Below are 23,131 nucleotides of genomic sequence, written 5' to 3'. Positions count from 1 at the left end.
GGCTCAGTCCTGTGCAGTCTTGAAGCGGGTCCACACGCGCATGCGTGCACGCATGTCGGCCTGTGGGATATCGCGGCCCGGGATCAGCCGGGCATAGGTGGCTTGGTCGAGGTAGATATCGGGGTTGTCGCGCATGCGCGGATCCACTGCCTGGCGTGCCTTGGCGCTGGCGGTAGGGTAACCGGTGAAATTGCTGATGGCCGCCATGTTCGCCGGGCGCATGACGAAATTGATGAAACGATAGGCGTATTCCGGGTGCTTGGCATCGGCCGGGATGGCCATGGTATCCATCCACACCGTGGTGCCTTGGCGCGGCACGCGGTACTGGAAGTCGAGATGCTTGCCCGCGGCTTCGGCGGTACGCTGCGCCTGGATCACGTCGCCACTGTAGCCCAGTGACAGGCACAGGTTCTCGTTGACCAGTTCGGTCACTGGTTGCGACTGGAACTTGCGCACGTACGGGCGAATCGCCTTGAGCAGTTCGCTGGCTGCGGCCAGGTCCTCGCGCTTGGCACTGCGGGGCTCGCGGCCCAGGTAGTTGAGGACCACTGCCAGCACTTCGTCGGGTGAATCGATGACTGAAATACCGCAGTCGGCGAATTTGGCGGCCAGCTCCGGCTTGAACAGCAGGTCGAGGTTGTCCAGCGGTGCATCTGGCATGCGCTGGCGGACTTTGTCGGCATTCACCGTCAGGCCGATGGTGCCCCAGGTGTAGGGCACGGTCGCCTGGCTGGCCTTGGGGTACCGGGCGTGCAGCTGACGCAGCCCGGGCTCGATGTCGTCCAGGGCCTGCAGGCGGCTGTGGTCCAGTGGCTGTAGGCTGCCGGCGCGCATCAGGCGCTCGGCGACGGTATCACCGGGGAAGACCAGGTCGTAGCCACTGCGCCCGGACATCAGCTTGGCCTCGAGCACTTCGCTGCCATCCATCACGTCGTAGATCACCTGGATGCCGGTTTCGGCCGTGAACTGCTTGAGGGTGTCCTCGGCAAAATAGTCGGCCCAGTTGTACAGGCGCAGCACGGGCTGCTCGGCCTGAGCCTGGCAGGCGCAGACAGCCAGCGCCAAGGCGGCCAGAACGTGGCGTTTCATGCTCATGCCCTCAGGGTGTGTGGGTGGGTGCCGTCCAGGGTCAGCAGCGGTGTGTACATCTCCGGGCGGCGATCGCGGTAGATGCCCCAGCTCAGGCGGTCTTCCCGCATGCCGGCCAGATCCAGGTCGTGCAGCCAGATGCCACTGCTGTCGCGGTCGGCTTCGGTGAGCATGGCGCCCTTGTGGTCGCAGATGAACGACGAGCCATAGAAGCGCATGGCCAACGATGCGTCGCTGGCTGCGACTTCCTCGCCCACCCGATTGGCCGCCACCACCGGCAACAGGTTGGCGGCGGCGTGGCCGCGCATGGCTACCTGCCAGTGGTCGCGCGAGTCCAGTTCGGCACAGCCGGGCTCGGAGCCGATGGCGGTGGGGAACAGCAGCACTTCGGCGCCCATCAGTGCCAGGCAGCGGGCGGTCTCGGGGAACCACTGGTCCCAGCAGATGCCGATGCCCAGGCGGCCGAAGGCGGTGTCCCAAACCTTGAAGCCGGTATCGCCGGGGCTGAAGTATTCCTTCTCCTGGTAGCCGATGGCGTTGGGGATGTGGGTCTTGCGGTAGACGCCAAGCAGGCGGCCATCGGCATCGGCCACGGTTAACGAGTTGAAGAAGGCATTGCCGGCGCGCTCGTACCAGCTCAGCGGCAGCACCACGCCCAGCTCGCCGGCCAGTGCGGCGAAGCGCTGCAGGATCGGGCTGGCAGGGTAGGGCTGGGCGAGTGCCTGATGCTGGTGGTCCTGTTCGATGCAGAAGTACGGGGTGGCGAACAGCTCCTGCAGCAGGATCACCTGGGCTCCCTTGGCGGCAGCCTGGCGAACCAGTTGTTCGGCGCGCTCGAGGTTGCCAGGCAGGTCCCAGCTGCACGGCATCTGGGTGGTGGCGATGCGCAGCAGGCTCATGGCTGCACCTCGGGTTGTTGCTGGGTGATGCAATGGATGCCGCCACCGCCATGGGCGATGTGGTCGATGCGCACCGGTACGATCTCCCGGCCCGGGAAGGCGTGGGCCAGTTGCGAGGCGGCTTCCTGGTCGGCGGCGATGCCATAGGCCGGCATGATGATCGCGCCGTTGGCGATGTAGAAGTTGGTGTACGAGGCGCAGAATACTTCGGCGTCCTGGTCGACTGCGGCGCTGGCTTCGTACAGGTCGAGCAGCTCGAAGTGCCGGCCTTGCGCGTCGGTGGCCAGTTCCAGGGCGCGGCGGTTTTCCCGCACGACTTCGGCGTACACCGAATGCTGGTCATGGGTGGCATCGACCAGCAGCACGCCGGGGCGGGCGAAGGCGCATATACCGTCGACGTGGCCGTCGGTCATGTCGCCGGTGATGTATTGTGGGTCGCCCGGTAGCCAGATGGTCTTGCGGATGCCCAGGCAACGGGCGAAGCAGGCCTCGAACTCAGCCTTGCTCACGCCAGGGTTGCGGTTGGGGTTGAGCAGCACCGACTCGGTGGTGATCAAGGTGCCTTCGCCGTCCACATGAATCGCCCCGCCTTCGTTGCACAGCGCCGTGCTGAAACCGTCCAGCCCCAGGTGGTCGAGGATGCGCCGGCCGAGGCTGCGGTCCTGGCCGTGCTGCGACTTGCCACCCCAGGCGTTGAAGCGCCAGCTCAGGCCGGCCAGGCCATGCTGTGGGTGGCAGACGAAGCTTGGGCCGCTGTCCCGGCACCAGCTGTCGTCCACGGCCATTTCGACCAGTTCGATATTGGCGCCGCAGAGGGCACGTGCGCTTTGCCAGGCCGAAGGGTCGACCACCATCTTCACCGGCTCGAAACGGGCGATGGCTGCCGCGACCCGGGCGTAGTCCTGCTGTACGTCGGCCAGGCGCACGTGCCAGCCGCTTTCCCACAGGGCCTGGTTGTGTGGCCAGACCATCCAGGTGGCAGCGTGGCGGGCCCATTCGGCGGGCATGCGCCAGCCGCTGTCGAGGGACAGGTGCATAGAGAACTCCGATCAATTAAGGATTTTTATCAACGAAGCCCGCCGTCGCGGGTGTTGATGTCCATGCTATGGCTAGGATTGGCCTGCGACAAACGATAGATTTAGCGGACATCTGATCAGCAAGGCTTATCAATCATGCTCAAACACTGGCCACCCCTGAATGCCCTGCGCGGCTTCGAAGCCGCTGCGCGGCTGGGCAGCTTCCACAAGGCCGCTGAAGCGCTGAACCTGACCCAGTCGGCCATCAGCCAGCAGATTCGCAGCCTGGAAACCTACCTGGAGCAGCCGCTGTTCCATCGCAGTGGCCGCAGCGTGAGCCTGACCGACGCCGGGCACGACCTGCTCAGCACCACGCAGTCGCTGCTGCAGCACCTGGCGGTGGGCATTCGCCGGCTCGACCAGTACCGCAAGCCCAATCAACTGGTGGTCAACACCAGCCCGGCCTTTGCCAGGCACTGGCTGCTGCCGCGGCTGGCCGACTTTCACCAGCGCTGCCCGGATGTCGACTTGTGGCTGTTCACCAGTTTCGAAGTGCCGGACATGGCGACCGAGACCATTGACCTGGCCATCCGCGATGACCTCAGTGCCCAGGCCGAGTGCAGCTTCAACGTGCTGCACCAGGACCAGCTGTACCCGGCCTGCCACCCGGCGTTGCTGCAAACGCCGATGTCGCGGCGCACCACCTTGCATGGCGAGCGCGAAATGGACTGGAGCCACTGGCAGCTGGAGGGTGGCGAGGATGTGGGGCAGCAGGGCAAGGGGCTGAACTTTTCCGACCCCGGGCTGCTGCTGGATGCGGCGAGCGAGGGGTTGGGGGTGGCCCTGGTCAGCCAATTGCTGGCGCGGCGGGCGGTGGAGGAGGGGCGTTTGCAGGCTATGTCGGCGCAGCGCGTGCGTGGGCCGGCGTGGGCTTGCCTGGTGCATCGGGACAGCCAGGATGATCTGCTGGCCCGGCAGTTCCTGGAATGGCTGAAAGAGGCTCTCTTGTCAGATTGACGTTGCCTGCACTGGCCCTATCGCCGGCAAGCCAGCTCCCACAGGTCCCTCACAGGGCTCAAGTTTTGCGCCGTCTTTGTGGGAGCTGGCTTGCCGGCGATAGGGCCGGTACAGGTAATCCACCGTTTTGCATCCCCAAGATCACCCCGTAATATGTGTCGGATAACCTGCGGGGGTAGTCTCACCCTCTGATCAACCGGAATCGCCCATGGCGGCGCTTCCCCCGGCATAAACCTGACGAGGTACAGACATTGGCCATCATTCATCCTAAGGTCCGCGGTTTCATCTGCACCACGACTCACCCGAAGGGCTGCGAGCTCAACGTCCGTGACCAGATCGAAGCCACCCGCAAGCTGGGCGTGCGCGAGGATGGCCCGAAGAAGGTTCTGGTCATCGGTGCTTCCAGCGGCTACGGCCTGGCAGCCCGCATCACCGCGGCGTTCGGCTTCAAGGCCGACACCCTGGGCGTGTTCTTCGAAAAGCCAGGCACCGAGACCAAGGCCGGCACCGCTGGCTGGTACAACGCTGCAGCCTTCGACAAGTTCGCCAAGGCCGAGGGCCTGTACAGCAAGTCGATCAATGGTGACGCCTTCTCCGACGAAGCCCGTGCCAAGGTCATCGAGCTGATCAAGAACGAAATGGGCGGCAAGGTCGACCTGGTCATCTACTCGCTGGCCTCGCCAGTGCGCAAGCTGCCGCAGACCGGTGAACTGGTGCGTTCGGCCCTGAAGCCGATCGGCCAGCCGTACAAGTCGACCGCCATCGACACCAACAAGGACACCATCATCGAGGCCAGCATCGAGCCGGCTACCGAGCAGGAAATCGCCGACACCGTCACCGTCATGGGTGGCCAGGACTGGCAGTTGTGGATCGACGCCCTGGCTGGCGCCAACGTGCTGGCCGAAGGCGCCCGCACCGTGGCCTTCAGCTACATCGGCAGCGACATCACCTGGCCGATCTACTGGCACGGTGCGCTGGGCCAGGCCAAGCAGGACCTGGACGAAACCGCCCTGCGCCTGGACAAGAAACTGGCCGGTGAAGTCAAGGGCGGCGCCAACGTGGCGGTGCTGAAGTCGGTGGTTACCCAGGCCAGCTCGGCCATCCCGGTGATGCCGCTGTACCTGTCGATGGTGTTCAAGATCATGCAGGAGAAGGGGGTTCACGAAGGCACCCAGGACCAGCTGGACCGCATGTACCGCGACCGCATGTACCGTGCCGACGGCGCGCCGGCCGAGGTCGACGAGAAGGGCCGCCTGCGCCTGGACGACTGGGAACTGCGTGATGACGTGCAGGACGCTTGCAAGGCGCTGTGGCCACAGGTGACCACCGAGAACCTGTTCGAGCTGACCGACTATGCCGGTTACAAGAAGCAGTTCCTCAACCTGTTCGGTTTCGAGCGCGCTGACGTCAACTACGACGAAGACGTGGCTACCGATGTGAAGTTCGACTGCATCGAGCTGTAATCGCTGCCGGCCTGTACCGGCCCTTTCGCGGGTAAACCCGCTCCCAGAGGGGTCCCTTTTAACTTGAGGGAGATGGAGTACCTGTAGGAGCGGGTTTACCCGCGAAGAGGCCGGTACAGGCTATAAAATCTTTGCTAGCTTTGGCGCACAACAACAGGGAATGTGCCATGAGCAGCCTCACCCAACCCGCCACTGCCTTTCGCCACACCACAGCCGACGGCTACAGCCTCGGCGGTTTCCGCTGGCGCCACGCCCGACCTGACCCCCAGCGCCCGCTGGTGATCATCAACGCTGCCACTTCGGTACGCTGCCACTACTACTCGCGTTTCGCCGACTACCTGTTCGCCCAAGGTTGCGATGTGCTGACATACGACTACCGTGGCATCGGCGAATCCCGCCCGGCATCGCTGCGTTGCTTCCAGGCATCATGGAGCGACTGGGGCCGGCTGGATTTCGAAGCCATGCTGGTGCATGCCGCAGAACATTTCCCCGGTCAGCCGGTGGATGTGGTGGGGCACAGTTTTGGCGGCTGCGCAGTGGGGCTGGCACCGTCGGCGCACAAGGTACGCCGGGTGGTAATGGTTGGCGCGCAATTCGCCTACTGGCGCGATTATGCGGCTGACCAGCGTTGGCAGCTGTTCTGCAAGTGGCATGTGGTAATGCCGCTGCTCACCCGTGTGTTCGGTTATTTTCCCGGCAAGCGTCTGGGTTGGCTGGAGGACACGCCATCCGGCGTGGTGCACGATTGGACCACCCGTACCCCGCGCTATGAGCACCGACCCAGCGGGCGTGCACTGGAGGCACTACCGTTCGCCCAGGTGCGAGCGGCGACGCTGGCCATCAGCCTGACCGATGATCCCTTTGGTACCGTGGCGGCGACCGAGCGTTTGCTGGGTTATCTGCAGGGCGCCGAGCGCCAGCACCTGCGTATTGCGCCTGTGGATATCTCGGTCGATGAAATTGGCCATTTCGCGTTCTTCCATGACCGCTTTCGCGAAAGTTTGTGGCCGGTGGCCTTGCAGTGGTTGCAGCAGGGTGGGTTGGCGGGTGAGGTCCCAGGAAGGATCATGGGTTGATGCTGTCTGCGCCGGCCTCATCGCCGGCAAGCCAGCTCCAACGGGGGATGATCAGTTTGAAGGCAGCGGGGTACCTGTGGGAGCTGGCTTGCCGGCGAAAGGGCCGCGGAGCGGCCCCAAAATCTCAAGCCTTGCGCGCAAGCGGCAGCTCGGCGAACTTGACGCCCGCCAGCCCATGCTTGATCAGCGCCCGGATATTGCCATGGTCGCTGCCCTCGGGCGTGGCCACCACGTCACGGTAGTGCTCGCCAAAGGCCAGCAGCGCTTCCTGGTCGCTCAGCCCTTCCAGCAGCGCCAGGCCCAGGGTCTTGCACGAACCTTCGTTCTGCCCGGCTGCATTCGCCACGCCGCCATTGTCGAAGGCCTGTGGCTGGTAGCTGTAGTTGTCGGCAATGAACGCCAGGGTGTCGGCAAACACGTGTTGGCCGCTGGCCAGGCTGGCGCGCAGTGTGTTCAGGTCAGTCACGAGGTTTTCCTTTTTCGAACGCCGCTTGTTGGTCGGCGCTGGCTTCTTTCTGGTATTGGGCTTTCCACTCGGCGTAAGGCATGCCGTACACCGCTTCGCGGGCGTCATCCAGGCTCAGGTCGAGCTGGCGCTCGTCAGCCGCGGCCTTGTACCACTTGGAGAGGCAGTTGCGGCAGAAACCGGACAGGTTCATCAGGTCGATGTTCTGCACGTCGGTGCGCTTCTGCAGGTGTTCGACCAGGCGCCGGAACGCGGCGGCCTCGAGTTCGAGCTGTTGCTGTGGGGTCATGGGCTTCTCTCAGGTCATGCGGTTCTTCAGGTGGCGGCCACCGTTGATGACCACCTGGCTGCCGGTGCTGTACTGGCTGGCGAGCAGGTACTTGACCGTCTCGATCAGCGGGCCGGCGCCGGGTTCGAACTCCAGCAGGGCCTTTTTCAGGGTCTGCTGGCGGTAGGTTTCGTCACCCCCTTCCTTGAGGATCAGCAGCCCCGGCAGGATACCGTTCACATGCACCTTGGGCGCATATTTTTCGGCGAACGACAGCACCATGTTCTGCAACGCGGCCTTGGTCGCGGCGTAGCCGATATGGCTTTTGCTGCCGCGTGAAGAGGTTTCGTCGCAAATGTGGATGATGTCGGCCTTTTCCACCTTGGCCAGCAGGTCGCCCAGGGCCAGGTTGAGGTGGTAGGGCGCTTCGACGTGCAGGCGGAACATGGTCTCGAGGTTGTCGAGGCCATCGTCGAGCCACAGCGAGGCGTTGTGGATGATCGCGCGCAGGCCGTCGTAATGGTTGTGCAGGTAGTCGATCAGGGCCTGGCGGTCGGCCGCCTGGCACAGGTCTGCCTGGAACTGCACGATGTTCGGGTGGGCCGCCTGTGGCTGGACGCTGCGGCTGGCACTGACCACCGTATGGCCGGCCTGTGCCAGTTCAAGGGCCAGGGCCAGCCCGACGCGCTGGCTGGCTCCGGTAACGAGAATGGGGCTGTTCATGTTCGGGGCGGTCAACTTGTCTGTCCTTTGGTTGCCGCCCAGCATACCCGAACTGTCTACCGCGTGTACGGCCTGGCCTCAGCGGCTGCGCAGGGCGCCAGCGGGGGCCGGGGATGCATGCAGCCAGCCGGCCAGCAGGCGGGTGGAAAGGGGAATGAACAGGTAGACCATCACCGGCGTCAGGCCCAGGGTGCTGAGCAGTACCCGGGGCACCAGGTCCAGTGCTGCCAGCCAGTGGCCGAACACCAGGTTGAACACCAGCGAGACCGGGAAGAAGGCCAGCCAGATGGCCACGGCCTGCTTCCAACGTGGCGGTTTTTGCACCATATTGGTGCTAAACCAGTCGTCAATGCCGCTTACGCGCGCCTCTTTGGGGCGTTCGAACAGGCCGTTGCCGCGCTGCAACCAGGCCCGGCGCGAGGCGGAATGCTCCCAGGCATGCAGGGTCGGCTCGTCGCTGAAACGGAAAATGATCTGGAATTCGTCGCTGTCGCGGGGTGGCGCCAGGATGCCCGAGCCAAGGTAGCCGGGGAAGTCGGTGGCCAGCTGTTCGCCTTCATGCAGCCAGGCCAGCAGGTCCTGGTAGCGGCCATGGGCGGCGCGGCGCGACACCATCAGGGTGACGGGTGGGGTAGACATCGTGTATCTCCTGGCAACGGGGCTGGCGGGTAGCCGGCCCCTTTGGCTGTGTGGCCCGGGGTGGTGGGCGACGCAGGCGTGCATGCAAGAATCGGGCGCGGATTATCGCCCATGTGCGATCTTCGGCAACTGTCAGCCGGCAAACGGTTGCCGTAGTAGACTAGGTGTTCAACTTGGGCACACAGGGTACCCCTTGCAGATGAACGAACAGGGACTGAACCCGGTAATCGATGCGAGCCTCGCGCAGCAGGACCTGTTTCCGATCCGTGAGGTTTCCCGCCTGACCGGCGTCAACGCCGTGACCTTGCGCGCCTGGGAGCGCCGCCATGGCCTGATCCAGCCAACCCGCACCGACAGTGGCCACCGCCTGTATTCCCAGGCCGACATCGATGACATCCGCCGCATCCTTGGCTGGCTGGAGCGTGGCGTTGCGGTAAGCAAGGTTGCCAGCATCCTCGCGCGCGACCATGCCCGTGCCGGGCAGGCAGGTGGCGCGACGGGCGCCTGGGGGCGCTGGCAGCAGCAGATTCGCCAGGCGTTACAACGTTTTGACCTTGTCGGCCTGGACCGCCTGTTCGACGAGGTATTTGCCGCTTGCACCCTGGACCAGGTATTCAGTGAAGTGTTCATGCCGGTGTGGCATGACCTGGCGGCCGGTCAGGGCGGCTACGGGCAGGCCAGCGAGTGGCTGTTCCTCGATCAGTTCCTGCGTGGCCGGGTGTTCGCCCGCTTGCAACTTGCCCGTGTACCGCGCAGCCGCATGGTGCTGCTGGCGCCGTTGCCGGGGCAGTGCCACGAGCTGGAGTTGCTGGTGACCAGCCTGAGCCTGGGCAGTGATGAAGTTGGCGTGACGCCACTGGCGAGCGGGCAGCCGCTGGCAGAACTGGCACTGGTCTGCGAGCGGCTGAAACCGGATGCCCTGGTGCTGTTCTCCCACCAGCCGCCCACGGCGGAACTCACCCGGCGCCTGACGCGCCTGGTGGCAGGGCTGGAATGCCCGCTGTTACTGGCGGGTGAAGCGGCGGAACTGGCACAGGACAGCCTGGCTGGCAGCCCGATCGCTTGCCTGGGTGCGCAGGGTAGCGTGATGCGCCAGCGTTTGCGGCAGTTTCTGGCCGGTCAGTTCGATACCTGAGTGTGTAGCTCGGGGTGGGCCCGGCGATGGGCCTGGAGGATGTAGTCGCGCAGGCGTTCGATCTCTTCGGCCGGGCTTTGGCTGAGGTCGTAGGCTGCCAGGTCCGGGCCGATGCGCCGCCCCAGCACGCCATGCAGTTCGATGGGGGGGATGCCATCAGGGGCGAAGCGCAATTCGAAGTGGGCTGGTGCCGCTGGCAGGCCACGGACTTCCAGCAATGTGCCCTTGAACGAGATCTCGCGAACCCACAGGCCAGTTTCCTGCCCATGGGCATCGAGCAGTGCACTCGGCTTCTCCATCGACAGGCGCCAGGGGCGCAGCATGGGGCCGTCCTCGTAGATTTCCGGTGAGCCCAGTTGCAGGTGCAGGGCGTGGAACTCGTCTTCCACCAGTTGCAGCGGGAAGCTGATTTGCTGGTTGTTGAACTGGGCCTGCAGGGTTACCTGCTCGTTGGCCACCAAGCGGGTGAGCAAGCTCTGGATGCGATGGTCGCCATTGACCAGCAGGCTCGACATAGGGTCGGCCAGGTTCAACTGCGGCGAATGCTGCATGTTCTGTATGAAATCCAGCTCGTCCTGGGTCAGGAGCGCTTCTGCTTGCATGATCGAACTCGATGGCGATTTCTTCAACGGGATTGACCGTGCGTGGCGAACTTGGTTCAGGTGCGTTCGTCGGGTTTCTGACGAACGCGCAGTTGTGCCAGTTCCCGCTCCAGTTCGACCTGGCGAGTGACGTCTTTCTGAATGCCGATGAAGTAAGTGCGCTGTTCGGCATCGTGCCTTACCGGGGTGATCGACAGTTCGTTCCAGAAAGCGCTGCCATCCTTGCGGTAGTTGCGCAGCACTTCGCGGCACGGGCGGCCTTCGGCCAGGGCCTTGCGGATGCGGGCGCGGCCAAGCTGGTCGCGGTCGTCGGCCTGCAGGAAGCGGCAATCCTGATAGAGGATCTCGTCACGGCTGTAGCCGGTCAGGCGTTCGAAGGCCGCGTTCACGTAGATGAGGATGGTGTCGTCGCCTTCCTGTTCGGCGACCACGATGCCGTCGTTGGACGCATCGACCATGGATTGCAGTAGTTGCGCATTGATCATGTTCGGGCCATTGAGTGAACAAAGGTGCGAAGCAGGGCTGAGGATGGTGACTTTGGTAGAGGCGGCCTTTTGCCAGCGCCGGATGCTAGTATCCTACGTTTTCACTCAGTTTCGGAATCCTCTACCCGATGAAAGTCGCCATTATTTCCGGATCGGTCTACGGCACCGCCGAAGAAGTCGCCCGTCACGCTCAATCGCTGCTCAAGGCTGCTGGCCTGGAGGCCTGGCATGCGGCGCGCGCCACCTTGCAGGACCTTGAAGGTTTCGCCCCCGACGCCTTGCTGGCCGTGACCTCGACCACTGGCATGGGCGAACTGCCGGACAACCTCATGCCGTTGTATTGCAGCATTCGCGATACCCTGCCTGCGGCCTGGCGTGGTCTGCCGGGTGCGGTGATTGCCTTGGGCGACAGCAGTTATGGCGATACCTATTGCGGTGGTGGCGAGCAGATGCGCGAGCTGTTTGCCGAACTGGGCGTGCGCGAAGTGCAGCCGATGCTGCGCCTGGATGCCAGCGAGACGGTGACTCCGGAGGCGGATGCAGAGCCTTGGTTGGCTGAGTTGGCAGCAGCATTGAAAGCCTCCTGACCCCAAGCCAGGCCGCTCCCACAAAAAAAGAGTGTGTTAGCCGTGGAGCTCGCGCAACAACGCCAACCACGCCTGCGCCGCCCGTGACAGATACGCCCCGCGCCGCCAGATGAACGCGATATCCCAACGCAAATCCCCCGGCGAGCGCAGCGGCAAGCGCACCACACCGGGGCGCTCGAGCGCTTTCGCCACCACACGGGGCAGCAGCACCACGCCCTGGCCCGCCGCCGCCAGCGCCGCGAGGAAGTCCGCCTGGCCACTGCGCCCGCCTTCCTTGGGGGTAAAACCCTGCTGCTGGCACGCCTTCAGCAAGCGGTCATTGAGCACGAAACTGCGCTGGTAAAGCAGGAACGGGGTATCGGCCAGCTGCTGCAGGTCCACCCCGTCCTGGCCCGCCAGCTTGTGGCCGGCAGGCAACAGGGCATCCAGTGGTTCGTTGCAGAACGGCTGGTAGTCGAACGCCTCGTCACTGGGCGTCAGGCTGCCACCCAGTTCCAGTTCGCCACTCTTGACTGCCTGTTCGATGCTGCGGCTGCCGCCTTCGAGCAACTGGACCGCGATGTTCGGGTGACGCCGCCGATATTCGGCGAACAACCCGGCGAACAGCGCGTCGCTGCCCAGCATCGGCAGGCCCAGCCGCAGTTCGCCGCGGCCCATCTGGCTGAGGTCGTCCAGTTCGCCGAGCAATGCCTGACGCTGGCGCAACAAGGCTTCGCCGCGCTCCAGGACGATGCGCCCGGCAGCGGTCAGGTGCAACTGCGAGGCCTGGCGCTCCAGCAGCGGCTGGCCCACATCTTGCTCCAACTGAGCCACCTGCTTGCTCACCGCCGACTGGCTGATGTGCAGGGTCTGCGCGGCCTGGGTAAAACCGCCGCGGTGGACCACTTCGATAAAGCTGCGCAGCTGTTTGAATTCCATGATCACAATTCCATTCTGGAATGGTGTTCAGTCTAACAATTCGCTTCTGGCCTAGGCAGCCAAAACTTAAAATGAGGGCCTGTAGAGGAACCCCCCATGAAACCCGCGTTGTTAAAAAAAGCCCTGCGCCTGCTCGTCGAGCTGGCGATCCTCTGTGCACTGTTCCTGCTCGGTGGCCAGCTTGCCACTTGGTTGGGCTGGCCGATTCCTGGCGGAGTGATGGGCCTGGCATTGCTGCTGTTGCTGTTTGCCTCAGGTGTGCTCAAGCCAGCCATGTTGCAACTGGGCGCAGGCTGGCTGATGGCTGAGATGCTGCTGTTCTTCATTCCGGCGCTGATGAGCCTGCTCGATTATGGCGCTCTGATCCGTGACGAGGGCTGGCGCATCCTGCTGGTGATTGCCGTGAGCACCCTGACGGTAATGGTGGTGACCGCGTTGACCGTGGAACTGGTGTGCCGCTGGAGGTTGCGCCATGAGCCTTGAACCCATGCCGCTGTTCTGGCTGGCCCTGACCTTGCTGGCGTACCTGGGCAGCCGCTGGCTGTACCGGCGCAGCGGGCGCTACCTGCTGTCGCCGCTGATCCTGGTGCCGGTACTGTTGCTGGCGGTGGCCGTGCCGCTGCACACCGCTTATGCCGAGTACGCCCGCAACACCCACTGGCTGATGAGTGTGCTTGGCCCGGTGACCGTGGCATTTGCGGTGCCGATCTGGCAGCAACGGGCCATGCTGGCGCGCCACTGGCCGGCACTGATGATGGGTATGGTCGCCGGCAGTAGCGCTTCGATCGCCAGTTCCTGGGGGTTGGCTCATATGTTGGCGCTGGACAGCGCGACCAGCCTGTCGCTGGTGCCGCGTTCGATCACCACGCCCTTTGCCATGCCACTGGCCCATGACCTGGGTGGCGTACCGGAGCTCACGGCGGTGTTCGTGATGTTCACCGGCGTACTGGGCGCCATGCTCGGCGGCGTGCTACTGCGCTGGTTGCCGTTGCGCACGCCGCTGGCGCGGGGCGCGCTGTTCGGTGTGGGCGCCCATGGTGCCGGTGTCAGCCGGGCACAGGAGGTAGGCCGCGAGGAGGGTTCGGTGGCCGGCCTGGTCATGGTCCTGACCGGGCTGTTGAACCTGTTCGCGGCACCGCTGCTGGCTGTGCTGCTCTGACCATTCGTGCCACTGACTCGCCAAGTCATCAAGCTGGCTGGCAACGCAAGTTCCAGCCCATGGGCTGCTGGCTAGACTCAGCCTCGACATAGAGAGCACATGTAAGTGCCGAGGTGACATGCAATGACCGCAGCCTTGCTCTATTCCGCCAACACCAATTCACCGGGACCGTTCTGATGCCCATGGCCGAAATTCCATTGTGCGTCTGGCGTACCCGGGGACAGAGTTTCAGCTTCCGGGGCCAGAGCATCCGTTACTGGACCGCAGGGCAAGGAGAGCCCCTGCTTCTGTTGCACGGTTTCCCCACCGCCAGCTGGGATTGGCACTACCTTTGGGGGCCTTTAGCCCAGCGCTTCCGGGTTATCGCCTGTGACATGCTCGGCTTTGGCGATTCGGCCAAACCGGTCGATCACGTGTATAGCCTGATGGAGCAGGCCGACCTGCAGCAGGCTTTGCTCGCCGAGCTGAAGGTCGACCAGCCGGTGCATCTGTTGGCCCATGACTACGGCGGCAGTGTGGCCCAGGAAATGCTGGCGCGGCATCATGAACAGCGCGCCAGCATTGCCAGCTGCGTGTTCCTCAACAGCGGGCTGTTCCCCGAAAGCTGCCGCATGCTGCTGGTACAGAAGCTGTTGCTCAGCCGCCTGGGCTGGCTGGTAGGGCGCTCGTTCGGTCGCGACGACCTGGTGCGCAACGTGACTCAGGTCTACGGCCCTTGCACCCACCCTAGTGAAAGTGCGCTGGATGACTTCTGGAGCCTGATAGCCGCCAACCGTGGCACGCGCATCCTGCACAAGCTGGTGGGTTATATGCCAGAGCGCAGGTTGCACCGGGACCGCTGGGTTGGCGCGATGCAGCACGAAGGCGTGCCGCTGCGCTTCATCAATGGCGTGGACGACCCGCTTTCCGGCGCACACATGGTGGAGCGCTACCGGCAACTGGTGCCGGAGCCGGACACCGTGCAGTTGCAGGGCATCGGCCATTACCCGCATACCGAAGCGCCGGTGCAGGTGCTGCGCCATTACCTGGCCTTTCGTGAACAACCGCTGAGCTGTTTCCAGCAGAAAGTGGCGTGGTCCTGACAGGGCCTCATCGCTGGCAAGGCGGCTCCCACAGGTACAGCGCATGCCTGGAGGCCGGCGCGGTTGGTGTGGGAGCTGGCTTGCCGGCGATGGGCTGCAAAGCGGCCCCATAACCATCGTGCTGCGTTATTGCCAGGCATTCAGCCTGCGTGAGCTTGATTGTCCGCCCGCCGCTGGCGGCGGACACTCGGCCTACCTGAACCTGCCTGGAGCCATGAGCATGAGCGAGCCTGTCTGTCTGCAAGATCGCGTGGTGATAGTCACCGGAGCCGGGGGCGGCCTGGGCCGTGCCCATGCGCTGCTGTTCGCTGCCCGTGGTGCGCGGGTGGTGGTCAACGACCTCGGCGGGTCCACCCACGGTGAAGGTGCCAGCGCCTCCGCCGCCGACCGAGTTGTAGCGGAGATCCGCGCCGCTGGTGGCAGTGCCATTGCCAACCATGATTCGGTCAGCCAAGGCGCGCGTATTGTCGAGCAGGCCCTGGACAGCTTCGGCCGGGTCGATGTGCTGGTGAACAATGCCGGCATCCTGCGTGACAAAACCTTCCACAAGATGGAAGACAGCGACTGGGAGCAGGTGTATCAGGTGCATGTCGAGGGGGCTTACAAGGTCACCCGCGCCGCCTGGCCGCACCTGCGCGAGCAGAACTGGGGGCGGGTGATCTTCACCGCTTCCACGTCCGGCATCTATGGCAACTTCGGCCAGGCCAATTACGGCATGGCCAAGCTGGGCCTGTATGGGCTGACACGTACCCTGGCAATCGAAGGGCGCAAGCACGGCATCCTGGTCAACGCCATCGCCCCCACGGGTGGCACCCGCATGACCGAAGGGTTGATCCCGCCCCAGGTGTTCGAGCGGCTCAAGCCTGAGCTGGTCAGCCCGTTGGTTGTGTACCTGGGCAGCGAGCAGTGCCAGGGCAGTGGTGAGCTGTTCGAAGTGGGTGGCGGTTGGGTGGGCAAGGTGCGTTGGGAGCGCAGCCTGGGGGTAGGCTTCGATCCGCGTGAAGGCTTTACTCCGGAGCAGGTGGCGGAGAACTGGGCACGGATTGGCGACTTCGACGGGGCAGTGCACCCACAGGACAGCTTGCAGGCGTTGCAGCAGATGATGGCGAACTTGCAGAAGTATCCGCTGGGCTGAGCTTTGTACTACCTGTGCTGGCCTCTTCGCGGGCTTGCCCGCTCCCACAGGGATATCACTGCCCTCAGGCTTGGTGATATCCCTGTGGGAGCGGGCAAGCCCGCGAAGAGGCCAGCACAGGCGACGGAAATTTTCAGGGCAAATAAAAAAGGCCGCTGCAAGCCGCAGCGGCCAATCGAGACGTCAGATCAAGGAGCTTCAAAATCTACGTCGGTGAACCTCGCAGGCCTGAAAGGCGGGGGGGAGAGCCCTTCATGCCGGCCAGTGAGGTAAGAATAAGCGCCTGATCCTGCAGGAAAAATAGCCGCTTATGACATTCACCTTTACGTATCGGGCAATAGTGCCGAAGGCGCTCAGTCGGCGGGCGAATAGCCCATGCGCCAGCTGGTTTCCCGTGCTGCTGCCAGCAACCGTTGCGCCGCCGGACCATGCTCGTCGGCATGGAAGATCGAGGTCGGCCCGACCACCGTCATCACCGCGGCGATCTGCCCCATGGCATTGAACACCGGGGCCGACAGCGCATCCACGCCCGGCATCAACAGCCCGTGCACATGGTGCAGGCCACGTTCACGAATGCCCGCCAGTACTGCCTGGTAGTCGGCGGCGCTGTGCTGCAGGGCGGCCAGTTCCCGGTCACGCAACTCCACGGTCTCGCGCTCGGGAAGATAGGCGGCGAACACCAGCCCGGTGGACGAAGTGAGTAGCGGCAGAACCGAGCCGATCTGCGTTACCACCGTGACCGCGCGTACTGCCGGCTCGATGCTGACCACTGTCGCGCCCTGGTTGCCCCATACGGCAACGAAGCAGCTCTCGTTCAGTTCATCGCGCAGCTGTGACAACGGCAGCGCGGCAATCTTCAGCACATCGATACTACCCAGCGCCGCCAGCCCTACCCGCAGAGCCTCGCGCCCAAGGCCGTAATGGTTGGTGGCCGCATCCTGTTCGGCAAAACCGCTGGCGATCAACGCCTGAAGGTAACGGTGCACCTTGCTCGCTGGCATCTGCACATGTTCCGCCAGGCGCGACAGGGAGGTGGACGGGGAGAGCTCGGCAAGAGCCTTCAGGATGTCGGTGCCGACCTCCGCCGAGCGGACTTTCTGCTTGCCGTTGTCGGCGGGGGAGCTGGCTTTTGCCATGGACATCTTCTTCCGGATTCTTCGAGTCGCGCCTTTATAGCTTGACGCATTGCCCGTAGCAAATTACGTTATTCGTAATCTGATTACGATAAAAACAATGCAGACGCGCTGCCAGCCCGCCCGGGCCAGCAGCCAGCTGCCAGCAACGGCTCGGCCAGAGCCCGGAGGCATCGATGAATCGCGATACGTCACCCGACCTTCACTACCTCAGCGGCTTCGGCAACGAGTTTGCCAGCGAAGCGCTGCCAGGGGCCTTGCCGGTCGGGCAGAACTCGCCGCAGAAGGCGCCCTATGGGCTGTACGCCGAGCTGCTCTCGGGGACGGCGTTCACCATGACCCGCAGCGAACTGCGCCGCACCTGGCTGTACCGTATTCGCCCATCTGCCTTGCATCCCCGTTTCGAGCGCCTGGCGCGCCAGCCGCTGACCGGCCCGCTGGGGGCCATCACCCCCAACCGCCTGCGCTGGAACCCCCAGCCGATCCCCGTCGAACCGACCGATTTCATCGAGGGCTGGCTGCCCATGGTGGCCAACGCCGCTGCGGAAAAACCGGCAGGCGTGAGCATCTACATCTACCGCGCCAACCGGTCGATGGAGCGGGTGTTCTTCAACGCCGACGGTGAACTACTGCTGGTGCCGCAACAGGGCCGCCTGCGCATTGCCACCGAACTGGGGGTGATGGAAGTCGAGCCGCTGGAAATCGCGGTCATCCCGCGTGGCATGAAGTTTCGCGTCGAACTGCTCGACGGCGAGGCCCGCGGCTATATCGCCGAAAACCACGGCGCACCGCTGCGCATCCCGGACCTGGGCCCGATAGGCAGCAACGGCCTGGCCAACCCGCGCGACTTCCTCACCCCTGTGGCGCACTACGAAGAGGCCGATGGCCCGGTGCAGCTGGTGCAGAAGTTCCTGGGCGAACATTGGGCCTGCGAACTGCAGCACTCGCCACTGGACGTGGTCGCCTGGCACGGCAGCAACGTGCCGTACAAGTACGACCTGCGTCGCTTCAACACCATCGGCACGGTCAGCTTCGACCACCCGGACCCGTCGATCTTCACTGTGCTGACCTCGCCGACCAGCGTGCATGGCATGGCCAACATGGACTTCGTGATCTTCCCGCCACGCTGGATGGTGGCCGAGAACACCTTCCGTCCACCATGGTTCCACCGCAACCTGATGAACGAGTTCATGGGCCTGATCAATGGTGCCTACGACGCCAAGGCCGAGGGCTTCCTGCCGGGTGGCGCCTCGCTGCACGGGGTTATGAGCGCCCATGGCCCCGACGCCGAAACTTGCGAAAAGGCTATTGCTGCCGACCTGGCACCGCACAAGATCGACAACACCATGGCCTTTATGTTCGAGACCAGCCAGGTGCTGCGCCCGAGCCTGCAAGCCCTTGAATGCCCGCAGTTGCAGGCCGACTACGATAGTTGCTGGGCCACCTTGCCGAGCACCTTCAACCCGAACCGGAGATAACCCATGAATCAGACCGCCATTGCCCGTAGCTGGGTCGAGCACGCCAACGGGCACAGCGACTTCCCGCTGCAGAACCTGCCGTTGGGCATCTTCAGCCGGCCGGGTGAAGCCAAGCGCTGTGGCGTGGCCATCGGCGACGCGATCCTGGACCTGGAGGCGGTGCTGGCCACCGGCCTGTTCGACGGTGCCGCCAAGGCCGCGGTCGAGGCCACCCGTGGTGGGGTCTTGAACGCATTCTTCGCCCTCGGCCGCGGTGCCCGCGTCGCCCTGCGCGAGCGCCTTCTGGTGCTGCTGGGCGAACACAGTGAACATAAGGCGGCACTGCAGGCCGCACTGTACCCGGCAACCGCCTGCCAGCTGCATGTACCGGCGCAGATCGGTGACTACACCGACTTCTACGTGGGCATCGAGCACGCCAAGAACGTGGGCAAGCTGTTCCGCCCCGACAACCCGCTGCTGCCCAACTACAAGTACGTGCCGATCGGTTATCACGGCCGCGCCTCGACCATCCGCCCATCCGGCACCGATGTGCGCCGGCCCAAGGGCCAGACCCTGCCGGCCGGGCACACCGAGCCAAGCTTCGGCCCCTGCGCGCGCCTGGACTACGAGCTGGAGCTGGGTATCTGGATCGGCCAGGGCAACGACATTGGCCAGGCGATCCCGGTAGGCGATGCCGCCGAGCACGTGGCTGGCCTGTGCCTGCTCAATGACTGGTCGGCGCGCGATATCCAGGCCTGGGAATACCAGCCGCTGGGGCCGTTCCTGTCCAAGAGCTTCATCACCACCATCTCGCCTTGGGTAGTTACCGCCGAAGCGCTTGAGCCGTTCCGCTGTGCCCAGCCGTCACGCCCGGAAGGCGACCCGCAGCCACTGTCGTACCTGCTGGACAAGCGCGACCAGGCCGCTGGTGCATTCGATATCGAGCTCGAGGTACTGCTGCTGACCGAGCGCATGCGCGAGCAGGATCTTGCCCCGCACCGCCTGACCCTGAGCAACACCCGCAGCATGTACTGGACCGTGGCGCAGCTGGTCGCGCACCACAGCGTCAACGGCTGCCAGTTGCAACCGGGCGACCTGTTCGGTTCGGGCACGCTGTCGGGCGCCACGCCAGGTTCGTTCGGCAGCCTGCTGGAGATAACCGAAGGTGGCAAGCACCCGGTGGAGCTGGCCAGTGGCGAGGTGCGCAAGTTCCTCGAAGACGGCGACGAGATCATCCTGCGTGCCCGCTGCGTGCGTGATGGCGTGGCCAGCATCGGTTTCGGTGAATGCCGCGGCACGGTCATCGCGGCCAACTGAGGAGGCAAGGGCATGGAGCTGTACACCTATTACCGTTCCACCTCGTCCTACCGGGTGCGCATTGCCCTGGCGCTGAAGGGGCTGGCCTACCAGTCCCTGCCGGTCAACCTGCTGCAGGGCGAGCAGCGCGGGGCCGCCTATATCGCGGTCAACCCGCAGGGCCGCGTGCCGGCCTTGCGCACTGACAGCGGTGAATTGCTGGTGCAGTCGCCGGCGATCATCGAGTACCTGGAGGAGGCTTATCCCAAACCCGCGCTGTTACCGGCCACGGCCGAGGCGCGTGCCAAGGTGCGGGGCGTGGCGGCGATCATCGGCTGCGACATCCACCCGCTGCACAACGTCAGCGTGCTCAACCGACTGCGCCAGGCCGGCCAGGACGAAAGCCAGGTCAACCAGTGGATTGGTCACTGGATCAGCCAAGGGTTGGCGGCAGTTGAGCAACTGATAGGCGATCATGGCTTCTGCTTCGGCGATGAGCCGGGCCTGGCGGATGTCTATCTGATCCCGCAGTTGTACGCGGCCGAACGCTTCAACATCGACCTCGACAGCTTCCCGCGCATCCTTCGGGTTGCCGCCCTTGCGGCCGAACAAGCCGCGTTCGCCCAGGCCCACCCCGCCCGGCAGCCGGACAGCCCGGCTCAGTGAATGGAACGGTTCGCCGCCGGAAGCTTGCCGATACGTTCGGAAAGCTTCAGGCGCTGGACCGGGTCCTCTGTCAGCAATAACGCATGCTCCAGATCAAAGCGCTCGGCCTGCGGGCAATCCAGATGCTGGTATAGCGAAGCGCGAGTCACATAGTCGCTGACCTGCACCGGGCCCAGTTGCATGACCCGCTCGGCATCAATCAGTGCCGCCAGGTGGTTGTCGTTGCTTATATGCAACTGGCGCAGGTTGCGTGACAGGCGTTGCAGCATCTGCAGCGGGCTGGCACTGCGCATGTGCTCGGCAGTCAGCGCTACATGCGGACCGAACTGGCGAGCCAGCAGCTCACGGCAGTCATTGGGGTAGAGACGCCGGCCGCCACAGGGGTCAAGCAGGTGATCGGCACCCGGCACGCGCAGCAGGAAATGGCCAGGGAAGCCTACGCCCTCAAGGGGTATGGACAGACGCCGGGCCAGTTCCAGGGCGAGGATGGCGAGTGTCAGCGGTTGGCCACGGCGGCGTTGTAGCACCTTGTCCATCATCGCGGCATGCGGGCGCAGCGGGTGATATTCATCCTGCTGGAAGCCCAGGGCATTGAGTTGGCGCAGCAGTGGCTGTGCCAGTTCGCACAGCGGCAGCATCGGCAGATTGGTGCTTATTTCACGCTGCAGGTCATGCAGCTTGGCAAGGCTGGCCGCGGGCTCGACGCTTCGGTCGTGCTCGGCGGCAATCCATAATGCGGCTTCCAGCAGGGCGACGGGCTCGCGTTCCAGGCAGGCCAGGCAGGCTTGACGTGGCTTCATGGGGCTTCTCCACACACGCTTGAGTATTAGCCGTGGCGCGCGGTTTCGTCCAGTGGTCCGGCGGCGCTACCAGCCCAAGGGCCGTGCCTATACTGGAAAGAGCACCTCGTAGGGGAGCCTGTCGATGTTCGCGCTGATGCAAAGCACCCGTACCCAGTCGCTGCACTTGTTCACCGATCCGCCTACCGGCCTGAAGGCTGTGGTGGTGATCCACAGCGAGCAGTTGGGCCCCGCCATGGGCGGTTGCCGCTACCTGCCTTATGCCGATGATGAAAGCGCCATGACAGACGCCATTCGCCTTGCCCAGGGTATGAGCTACAAGGCGGCGCTGGCTGGCCTGCCATTGGGGGGCGGCAAGGCGGTGATCATGCGCAACCCGCATGTGGAAAACCGTGCCGCGCTGTTCGAGGCCTTCGGCCGCTTCATCGACACCTTGCAAGGGCGCTTCATCATCGCCGTGGACAGCGGCACCTCGACCCTGGACATGGACTGCATTGCCCAGAGCACACCGCATGTGACCAGCACCACGGCCTCGGGTGACCCCTCCCCGCATGCGGCGATGGGAGTTTTTGCCGGCATTCGTGCCACCACTTCGTTCCGCCTTGGCAGTGATGACCTGCAAGGGCTTCGGGTTGCGGTGCAAGGGCTGGGCAATGTCGGTTATGCGCTGGCGGAGCAGCTGCATGCGGCAGGGGCGGACCTGCTGGTGAGCGATCTGGACCCTGGACGAGTGCGGCTGGCGGTGGAGCAGTTCAATGCCCATCCGGTGACCAACGATGCGTTGATCAGCACCCCTTGCGACATCTTTGCCCCTTGCGGTGTGGGGCCGGTGTTGAACGGGCAGAGCGTGATGCAGTTGCGTTGTGCGGCCGTGGCGGGGGCGGCGAACAACCAGCTGACCACCTTGCAGGTAGCCGACCAGCTGGAGTCGCGCGGGATACTGTATGCGCCCGATTACGTGATCAATGCCGGTGGGTTGATCTACGTGGCACTTACCCATCGTGGCGAAGACCTGGGCACCATCACCGCGCACCTGGCGCGGATACCTTCACGGCTGACCGAAGTGTTTGGCCATGCACAGGCAGAGAAGCGCTCGCCGGCGCGGGTGGCGCAGATGTTGGCAGAGCGGTTGCTCTACGGCTGAGGGGCGATACCGGCTTTGCTGGCCTCTTCGCGGGCATGCCCGCTCCCACAGGGGTAGCGCCCGAGCCCAGCGTTTGTGCCGTACCTGCAGCAACTGTTCTGCCCAAAACCCTGAAAACCTGCGCGGTCCCTGTGGGAGCGGGCGTGCCCGCGAACACGGGCGCAGCCCGTGCCATCCACCTTGACCGCGCTGAACCTCAAGCCATGCGCAATCCTTGCAGAAGCGGCCAGTGCAGGTAATTACTCGGCCGCTGGCGCTTCGAGCAACTCGGCCAGCGCATCCGGCTGGCTCTTGAACGCCCGGGCGAATACATCGCGGTTTTTGGCCATGTAGATACCGGCTTCCTCGACCTGTTTCTCGCTCAGCGAGGGCACTGCCTTGTGCAGTACTTCGGCCAGGCGCTCGGCCAGTTCGAGCATCTTGTCGTGACGGTCTGCTTCGGCCTTATCCATGAACAAGCGCTCCGGGTCGCGGCTGCTGCGGTACACCACTTCGACGGCCATTCATCACCTCTATGCCTTTTGCTGGTTGCGTTTCGATTTACTGTATCTATATACAGTAATGGCAATGTTGATTGCTTCGCAAGCAGAAATTGTAGCGTGGTGCAGAGGGCTTACTGCTTCATGCCCAACTCAGCATCATCCATCAGCGCCTTGGCCATCGCGCTCAGGTAGTGCGCAGCCCAGATCATCATCGGCTTCTCGTCCATCAGGCCGGTGATGGTCAGTTCGCGGACATAGCCCATCAATTCTGAGGACTGCTCGCGGGCATCGCGGCAGGGGATGCCGGGCTCGATGCGGAACAGTGGATGGGTGCCGTGTTCGCCTTGGTAGAAGGTGGTTTTGCCGACGGTGAACTGGGTGTCTTCTGTGGTCA

27 protein-coding genes are annotated in these 23,131 nt (G+C 64.1%); 13 read left to right on the top strand and 14 right to left on the bottom strand.

The window, feature by feature from the left end:
- Positions 1 to 3: 3 nt before the first annotated feature.
- From ACLCGK_RS24710 to ACLCGK_RS24700, 3 genes are read right to left on the bottom strand one after another with little or no spacing between them, the layout of a single operon-like run.
- Positions 4 to 1,089, bottom strand: coding sequence for an extracellular solute-binding protein (locus tag ACLCGK_RS24710; RefSeq protein ID WP_397461990.1), 1,086 nt, complete (start codon positions 1,087 to 1,089; stop codon positions 4 to 6).
- 2 nt (positions 1,090 to 1,091) lie between these two features.
- Positions 1,092 to 1,988, bottom strand: a complete 897-nt coding sequence (aguB, locus tag ACLCGK_RS24705; RefSeq protein ID WP_123084210.1) for an N-carbamoylputrescine amidase — start codon at positions 1,986 to 1,988, stop codon at positions 1,092 to 1,094.
- On the bottom strand, positions 1,985 to 3,025 hold the full coding sequence (locus tag ACLCGK_RS24700; protein ID WP_410953155.1) for an agmatine/peptidylarginine deiminase: 1,041 nt from the start codon (positions 3,023 to 3,025) through the stop codon (positions 1,985 to 1,987). Before ACLCGK_RS24700 ends, aguB begins: the two co-directional genes overlap by 4 nt.
- Positions 3,026 to 3,160: 135 nt before the next feature.
- Between ACLCGK_RS24700 and ACLCGK_RS24695 the strand changes: the two genes are divergently transcribed.
- The 3 genes from ACLCGK_RS24695 (at position 3,161) to ACLCGK_RS24685 (ending at position 6,560) form a co-directional block, all read left to right on the top strand.
- Positions 3,161 to 4,021, top strand: coding sequence for a LysR substrate-binding domain-containing protein (locus ACLCGK_RS24695; protein ID WP_410953154.1), 861 nt, complete (start codon positions 3,161 to 3,163; stop codon positions 4,019 to 4,021).
- Positions 4,022 to 4,272: 251 nt separating this feature from the next.
- Positions 4,273 to 5,484, top strand: a complete 1,212-nt coding sequence (gene fabV / locus ACLCGK_RS24690) for an enoyl-ACP reductase FabV (RefSeq protein WP_015271787.1) — start codon at positions 4,273 to 4,275, stop codon at positions 5,482 to 5,484.
- A 167-nt stretch (positions 5,485 to 5,651) separates the two neighbouring features.
- Positions 5,652 to 6,560 (top strand): alpha/beta fold hydrolase, encoded by a 909-nt coding sequence (locus ACLCGK_RS24685; protein WP_410953153.1) that lies wholly within the window; start codon positions 5,652 to 5,654, stop codon positions 6,558 to 6,560.
- A gap of 124 nt (positions 6,561 to 6,684) precedes the next feature.
- Here the strand turns inward: ACLCGK_RS24685 and ACLCGK_RS24680 are convergent, their stop codons facing one another.
- The 4 genes from ACLCGK_RS24680 to ACLCGK_RS24665 are packed head-to-tail and all read right to left on the bottom strand — an operon-like array spanning position 6,685 to position 8,656.
- Complete coding sequence (locus tag ACLCGK_RS24680; protein WP_003260709.1) at positions 6,685 to 7,026, bottom strand: HopJ type III effector protein; 342 nt, start codon at positions 7,024 to 7,026, stop codon at positions 6,685 to 6,687.
- A complete protein-coding gene (locus ACLCGK_RS24675) occupies positions 7,019 to 7,315 on the bottom strand; it encodes a DUF1244 domain-containing protein (RefSeq protein ID WP_003260708.1) in 297 nt (98 codons plus the stop codon). The genes ACLCGK_RS24680 and ACLCGK_RS24675 overlap by 8 nt, the downstream gene beginning before the upstream one ends.
- Positions 7,316 to 7,324: 9 nt before the next feature.
- Complete coding sequence (folM, locus tag ACLCGK_RS24670; protein ID WP_046616343.1) at positions 7,325 to 8,062, bottom strand: dihydromonapterin reductase; 738 nt, start codon at positions 8,060 to 8,062, stop codon at positions 7,325 to 7,327.
- A 33-nt stretch (positions 8,063 to 8,095) separates the two neighbouring features.
- Positions 8,096 to 8,656 (bottom strand): antibiotic biosynthesis monooxygenase, encoded by a 561-nt coding sequence (locus ACLCGK_RS24665; RefSeq protein WP_410953152.1) that lies wholly within the window; start codon positions 8,654 to 8,656, stop codon positions 8,096 to 8,098.
- Positions 8,657 to 8,855: 199 nt separating this feature from the next.
- Between ACLCGK_RS24665 and ACLCGK_RS24660 the strand changes: the two genes are divergently transcribed.
- Complete coding sequence (locus ACLCGK_RS24660) at positions 8,856 to 9,791, top strand: MerR family transcriptional regulator (RefSeq protein ID WP_410953151.1); 936 nt, start codon at positions 8,856 to 8,858, stop codon at positions 9,789 to 9,791.
- Here the strand turns inward: ACLCGK_RS24660 and ACLCGK_RS24655 are convergent.
- Both ACLCGK_RS24655 and ACLCGK_RS24650 read right to left on the bottom strand, forming a co-directional pair.
- On the bottom strand, positions 9,776 to 10,393 hold the full coding sequence (locus ACLCGK_RS24655; RefSeq protein WP_024087734.1) for a hypothetical protein: 618 nt from the start codon (positions 10,391 to 10,393) through the stop codon (positions 9,776 to 9,778). The genes ACLCGK_RS24660 and ACLCGK_RS24655 overlap by 16 nt on opposite strands.
- Positions 10,394 to 10,449: 56 nt before the next feature.
- Positions 10,450 to 10,878 (bottom strand): PAS domain S-box protein, encoded by a 429-nt coding sequence (locus ACLCGK_RS24650; protein WP_309670206.1) that lies wholly within the window; start codon positions 10,876 to 10,878, stop codon positions 10,450 to 10,452.
- A 128-nt stretch (positions 10,879 to 11,006) separates the two neighbouring features.
- Here ACLCGK_RS24650 and ACLCGK_RS24645 point away from each other — a divergent pair, with 128 nt between their 5' ends.
- Complete coding sequence (locus ACLCGK_RS24645) at positions 11,007 to 11,465, top strand: flavodoxin (protein ID WP_410953150.1); 459 nt, start codon at positions 11,007 to 11,009, stop codon at positions 11,463 to 11,465.
- A 36-nt stretch (positions 11,466 to 11,501) separates the two neighbouring features.
- On the opposite strand, the gene ACLCGK_RS24640 is transcribed toward ACLCGK_RS24645, so the two are convergent.
- Positions 11,502 to 12,383, bottom strand: coding sequence for a LysR family transcriptional regulator (locus tag ACLCGK_RS24640; protein WP_410953149.1), 882 nt, complete (start codon positions 12,381 to 12,383; stop codon positions 11,502 to 11,504).
- A 96-nt stretch (positions 12,384 to 12,479) separates the two neighbouring features.
- Here ACLCGK_RS24640 and ACLCGK_RS24635 point away from each other — a divergent pair, with 96 nt between their 5' ends.
- The 4 genes from ACLCGK_RS24635 to ACLCGK_RS24620 all read left to right on the top strand — a co-directional run bounded on the left by ACLCGK_RS24635 (position 12,480) and on the right by ACLCGK_RS24620 (position 15,759).
- On the top strand, positions 12,480 to 12,866 hold the full coding sequence (locus ACLCGK_RS24635; protein ID WP_015271778.1) for a CidA/LrgA family protein: 387 nt from the start codon (positions 12,480 to 12,482) through the stop codon (positions 12,864 to 12,866).
- Positions 12,856 to 13,542 (top strand): LrgB family protein, encoded by a 687-nt coding sequence (locus ACLCGK_RS24630; protein ID WP_015271777.1) that lies wholly within the window; start codon positions 12,856 to 12,858, stop codon positions 13,540 to 13,542. The genes ACLCGK_RS24635 and ACLCGK_RS24630 overlap by 11 nt, the downstream gene beginning before the upstream one ends.
- Before the next feature lie 176 nt (positions 13,543 to 13,718).
- The gene (locus tag ACLCGK_RS24625; protein WP_039613040.1) at positions 13,719 to 14,624 is read left to right on the top strand and encodes an alpha/beta fold hydrolase; all 906 of its coding nucleotides are present in this window, start codon (positions 13,719 to 13,721) and stop codon (positions 14,622 to 14,624) included.
- A 220-nt stretch (positions 14,625 to 14,844) separates the two neighbouring features.
- Entirely contained in the window at positions 14,845 to 15,759 is a 915-nt protein-coding gene (locus tag ACLCGK_RS24620; protein ID WP_024087730.1) for an SDR family oxidoreductase, read from the top strand.
- Positions 15,760 to 16,112: 353 nt separating this feature from the next.
- Here the strand turns inward: ACLCGK_RS24620 and ACLCGK_RS24615 are convergent, their stop codons facing one another.
- A complete protein-coding gene (locus tag ACLCGK_RS24615; RefSeq protein WP_061552474.1) occupies positions 16,113 to 16,895 on the bottom strand; it encodes an IclR family transcriptional regulator in 783 nt (260 codons plus the stop codon).
- Positions 16,896 to 17,068: 173 nt separating this feature from the next.
- Between ACLCGK_RS24615 and hmgA the strand changes: the two genes are divergently transcribed.
- From hmgA to maiA, 3 genes are read left to right on the top strand one after another with little or no spacing between them, the layout of a single operon-like run.
- Positions 17,069 to 18,370, top strand: coding sequence for a homogentisate 1,2-dioxygenase (hmgA, locus tag ACLCGK_RS24610; protein WP_039613039.1), 1,302 nt, complete (start codon positions 17,069 to 17,071; stop codon positions 18,368 to 18,370).
- Positions 18,371 to 18,373: 3 nt separating this feature from the next.
- Entirely contained in the window at positions 18,374 to 19,666 is a 1,293-nt protein-coding gene (fahA, locus tag ACLCGK_RS24605; protein WP_410953148.1) for a fumarylacetoacetase, read from the top strand.
- A 12-nt stretch (positions 19,667 to 19,678) separates the two neighbouring features.
- A complete protein-coding gene (maiA, locus tag ACLCGK_RS24600; protein ID WP_410953147.1) occupies positions 19,679 to 20,311 on the top strand; it encodes a maleylacetoacetate isomerase in 633 nt (210 codons plus the stop codon).
- Here the strand turns inward: maiA and ACLCGK_RS24595 are convergent.
- On the bottom strand, positions 20,305 to 21,111 hold the full coding sequence (locus tag ACLCGK_RS24595) for a SirB1 family protein (RefSeq protein ID WP_013974185.1): 807 nt from the start codon (positions 21,109 to 21,111) through the stop codon (positions 20,305 to 20,307). The two genes, maiA and ACLCGK_RS24595, sit on opposite strands and share 7 nt — an antisense overlap.
- Before the next feature lie 124 nt (positions 21,112 to 21,235).
- On the opposite strand from ACLCGK_RS24595, the gene ACLCGK_RS24590 reads away from it, so the two are divergent.
- Positions 21,236 to 22,255, top strand: a complete 1,020-nt coding sequence (locus ACLCGK_RS24590) for a Leu/Phe/Val dehydrogenase (RefSeq protein ID WP_015271770.1) — start codon at positions 21,236 to 21,238, stop codon at positions 22,253 to 22,255.
- A gap of 239 nt (positions 22,256 to 22,494) precedes the next feature.
- Here the strand turns inward: ACLCGK_RS24590 and ACLCGK_RS24585 are convergent, their stop codons facing one another.
- Complete coding sequence (locus ACLCGK_RS24585; RefSeq protein ID WP_003260692.1) at positions 22,495 to 22,758, bottom strand: YebG family protein; 264 nt, start codon at positions 22,756 to 22,758, stop codon at positions 22,495 to 22,497.
- Positions 22,759 to 22,868: 110 nt separating this feature from the next.
- Positions 22,869 to 23,131: DUF3077 domain-containing protein (locus tag ACLCGK_RS24580; RefSeq protein WP_410953146.1), on the bottom strand; the 263-nt coding region annotated here is incomplete at its 5' end.

The organism is Pseudomonas sp. S1(2024), assembly GCF_046557535.1.
Note: the sequence above shows the minus strand (reverse complement) of the source record. Positions and strands in the feature narration are given on the sequence as shown.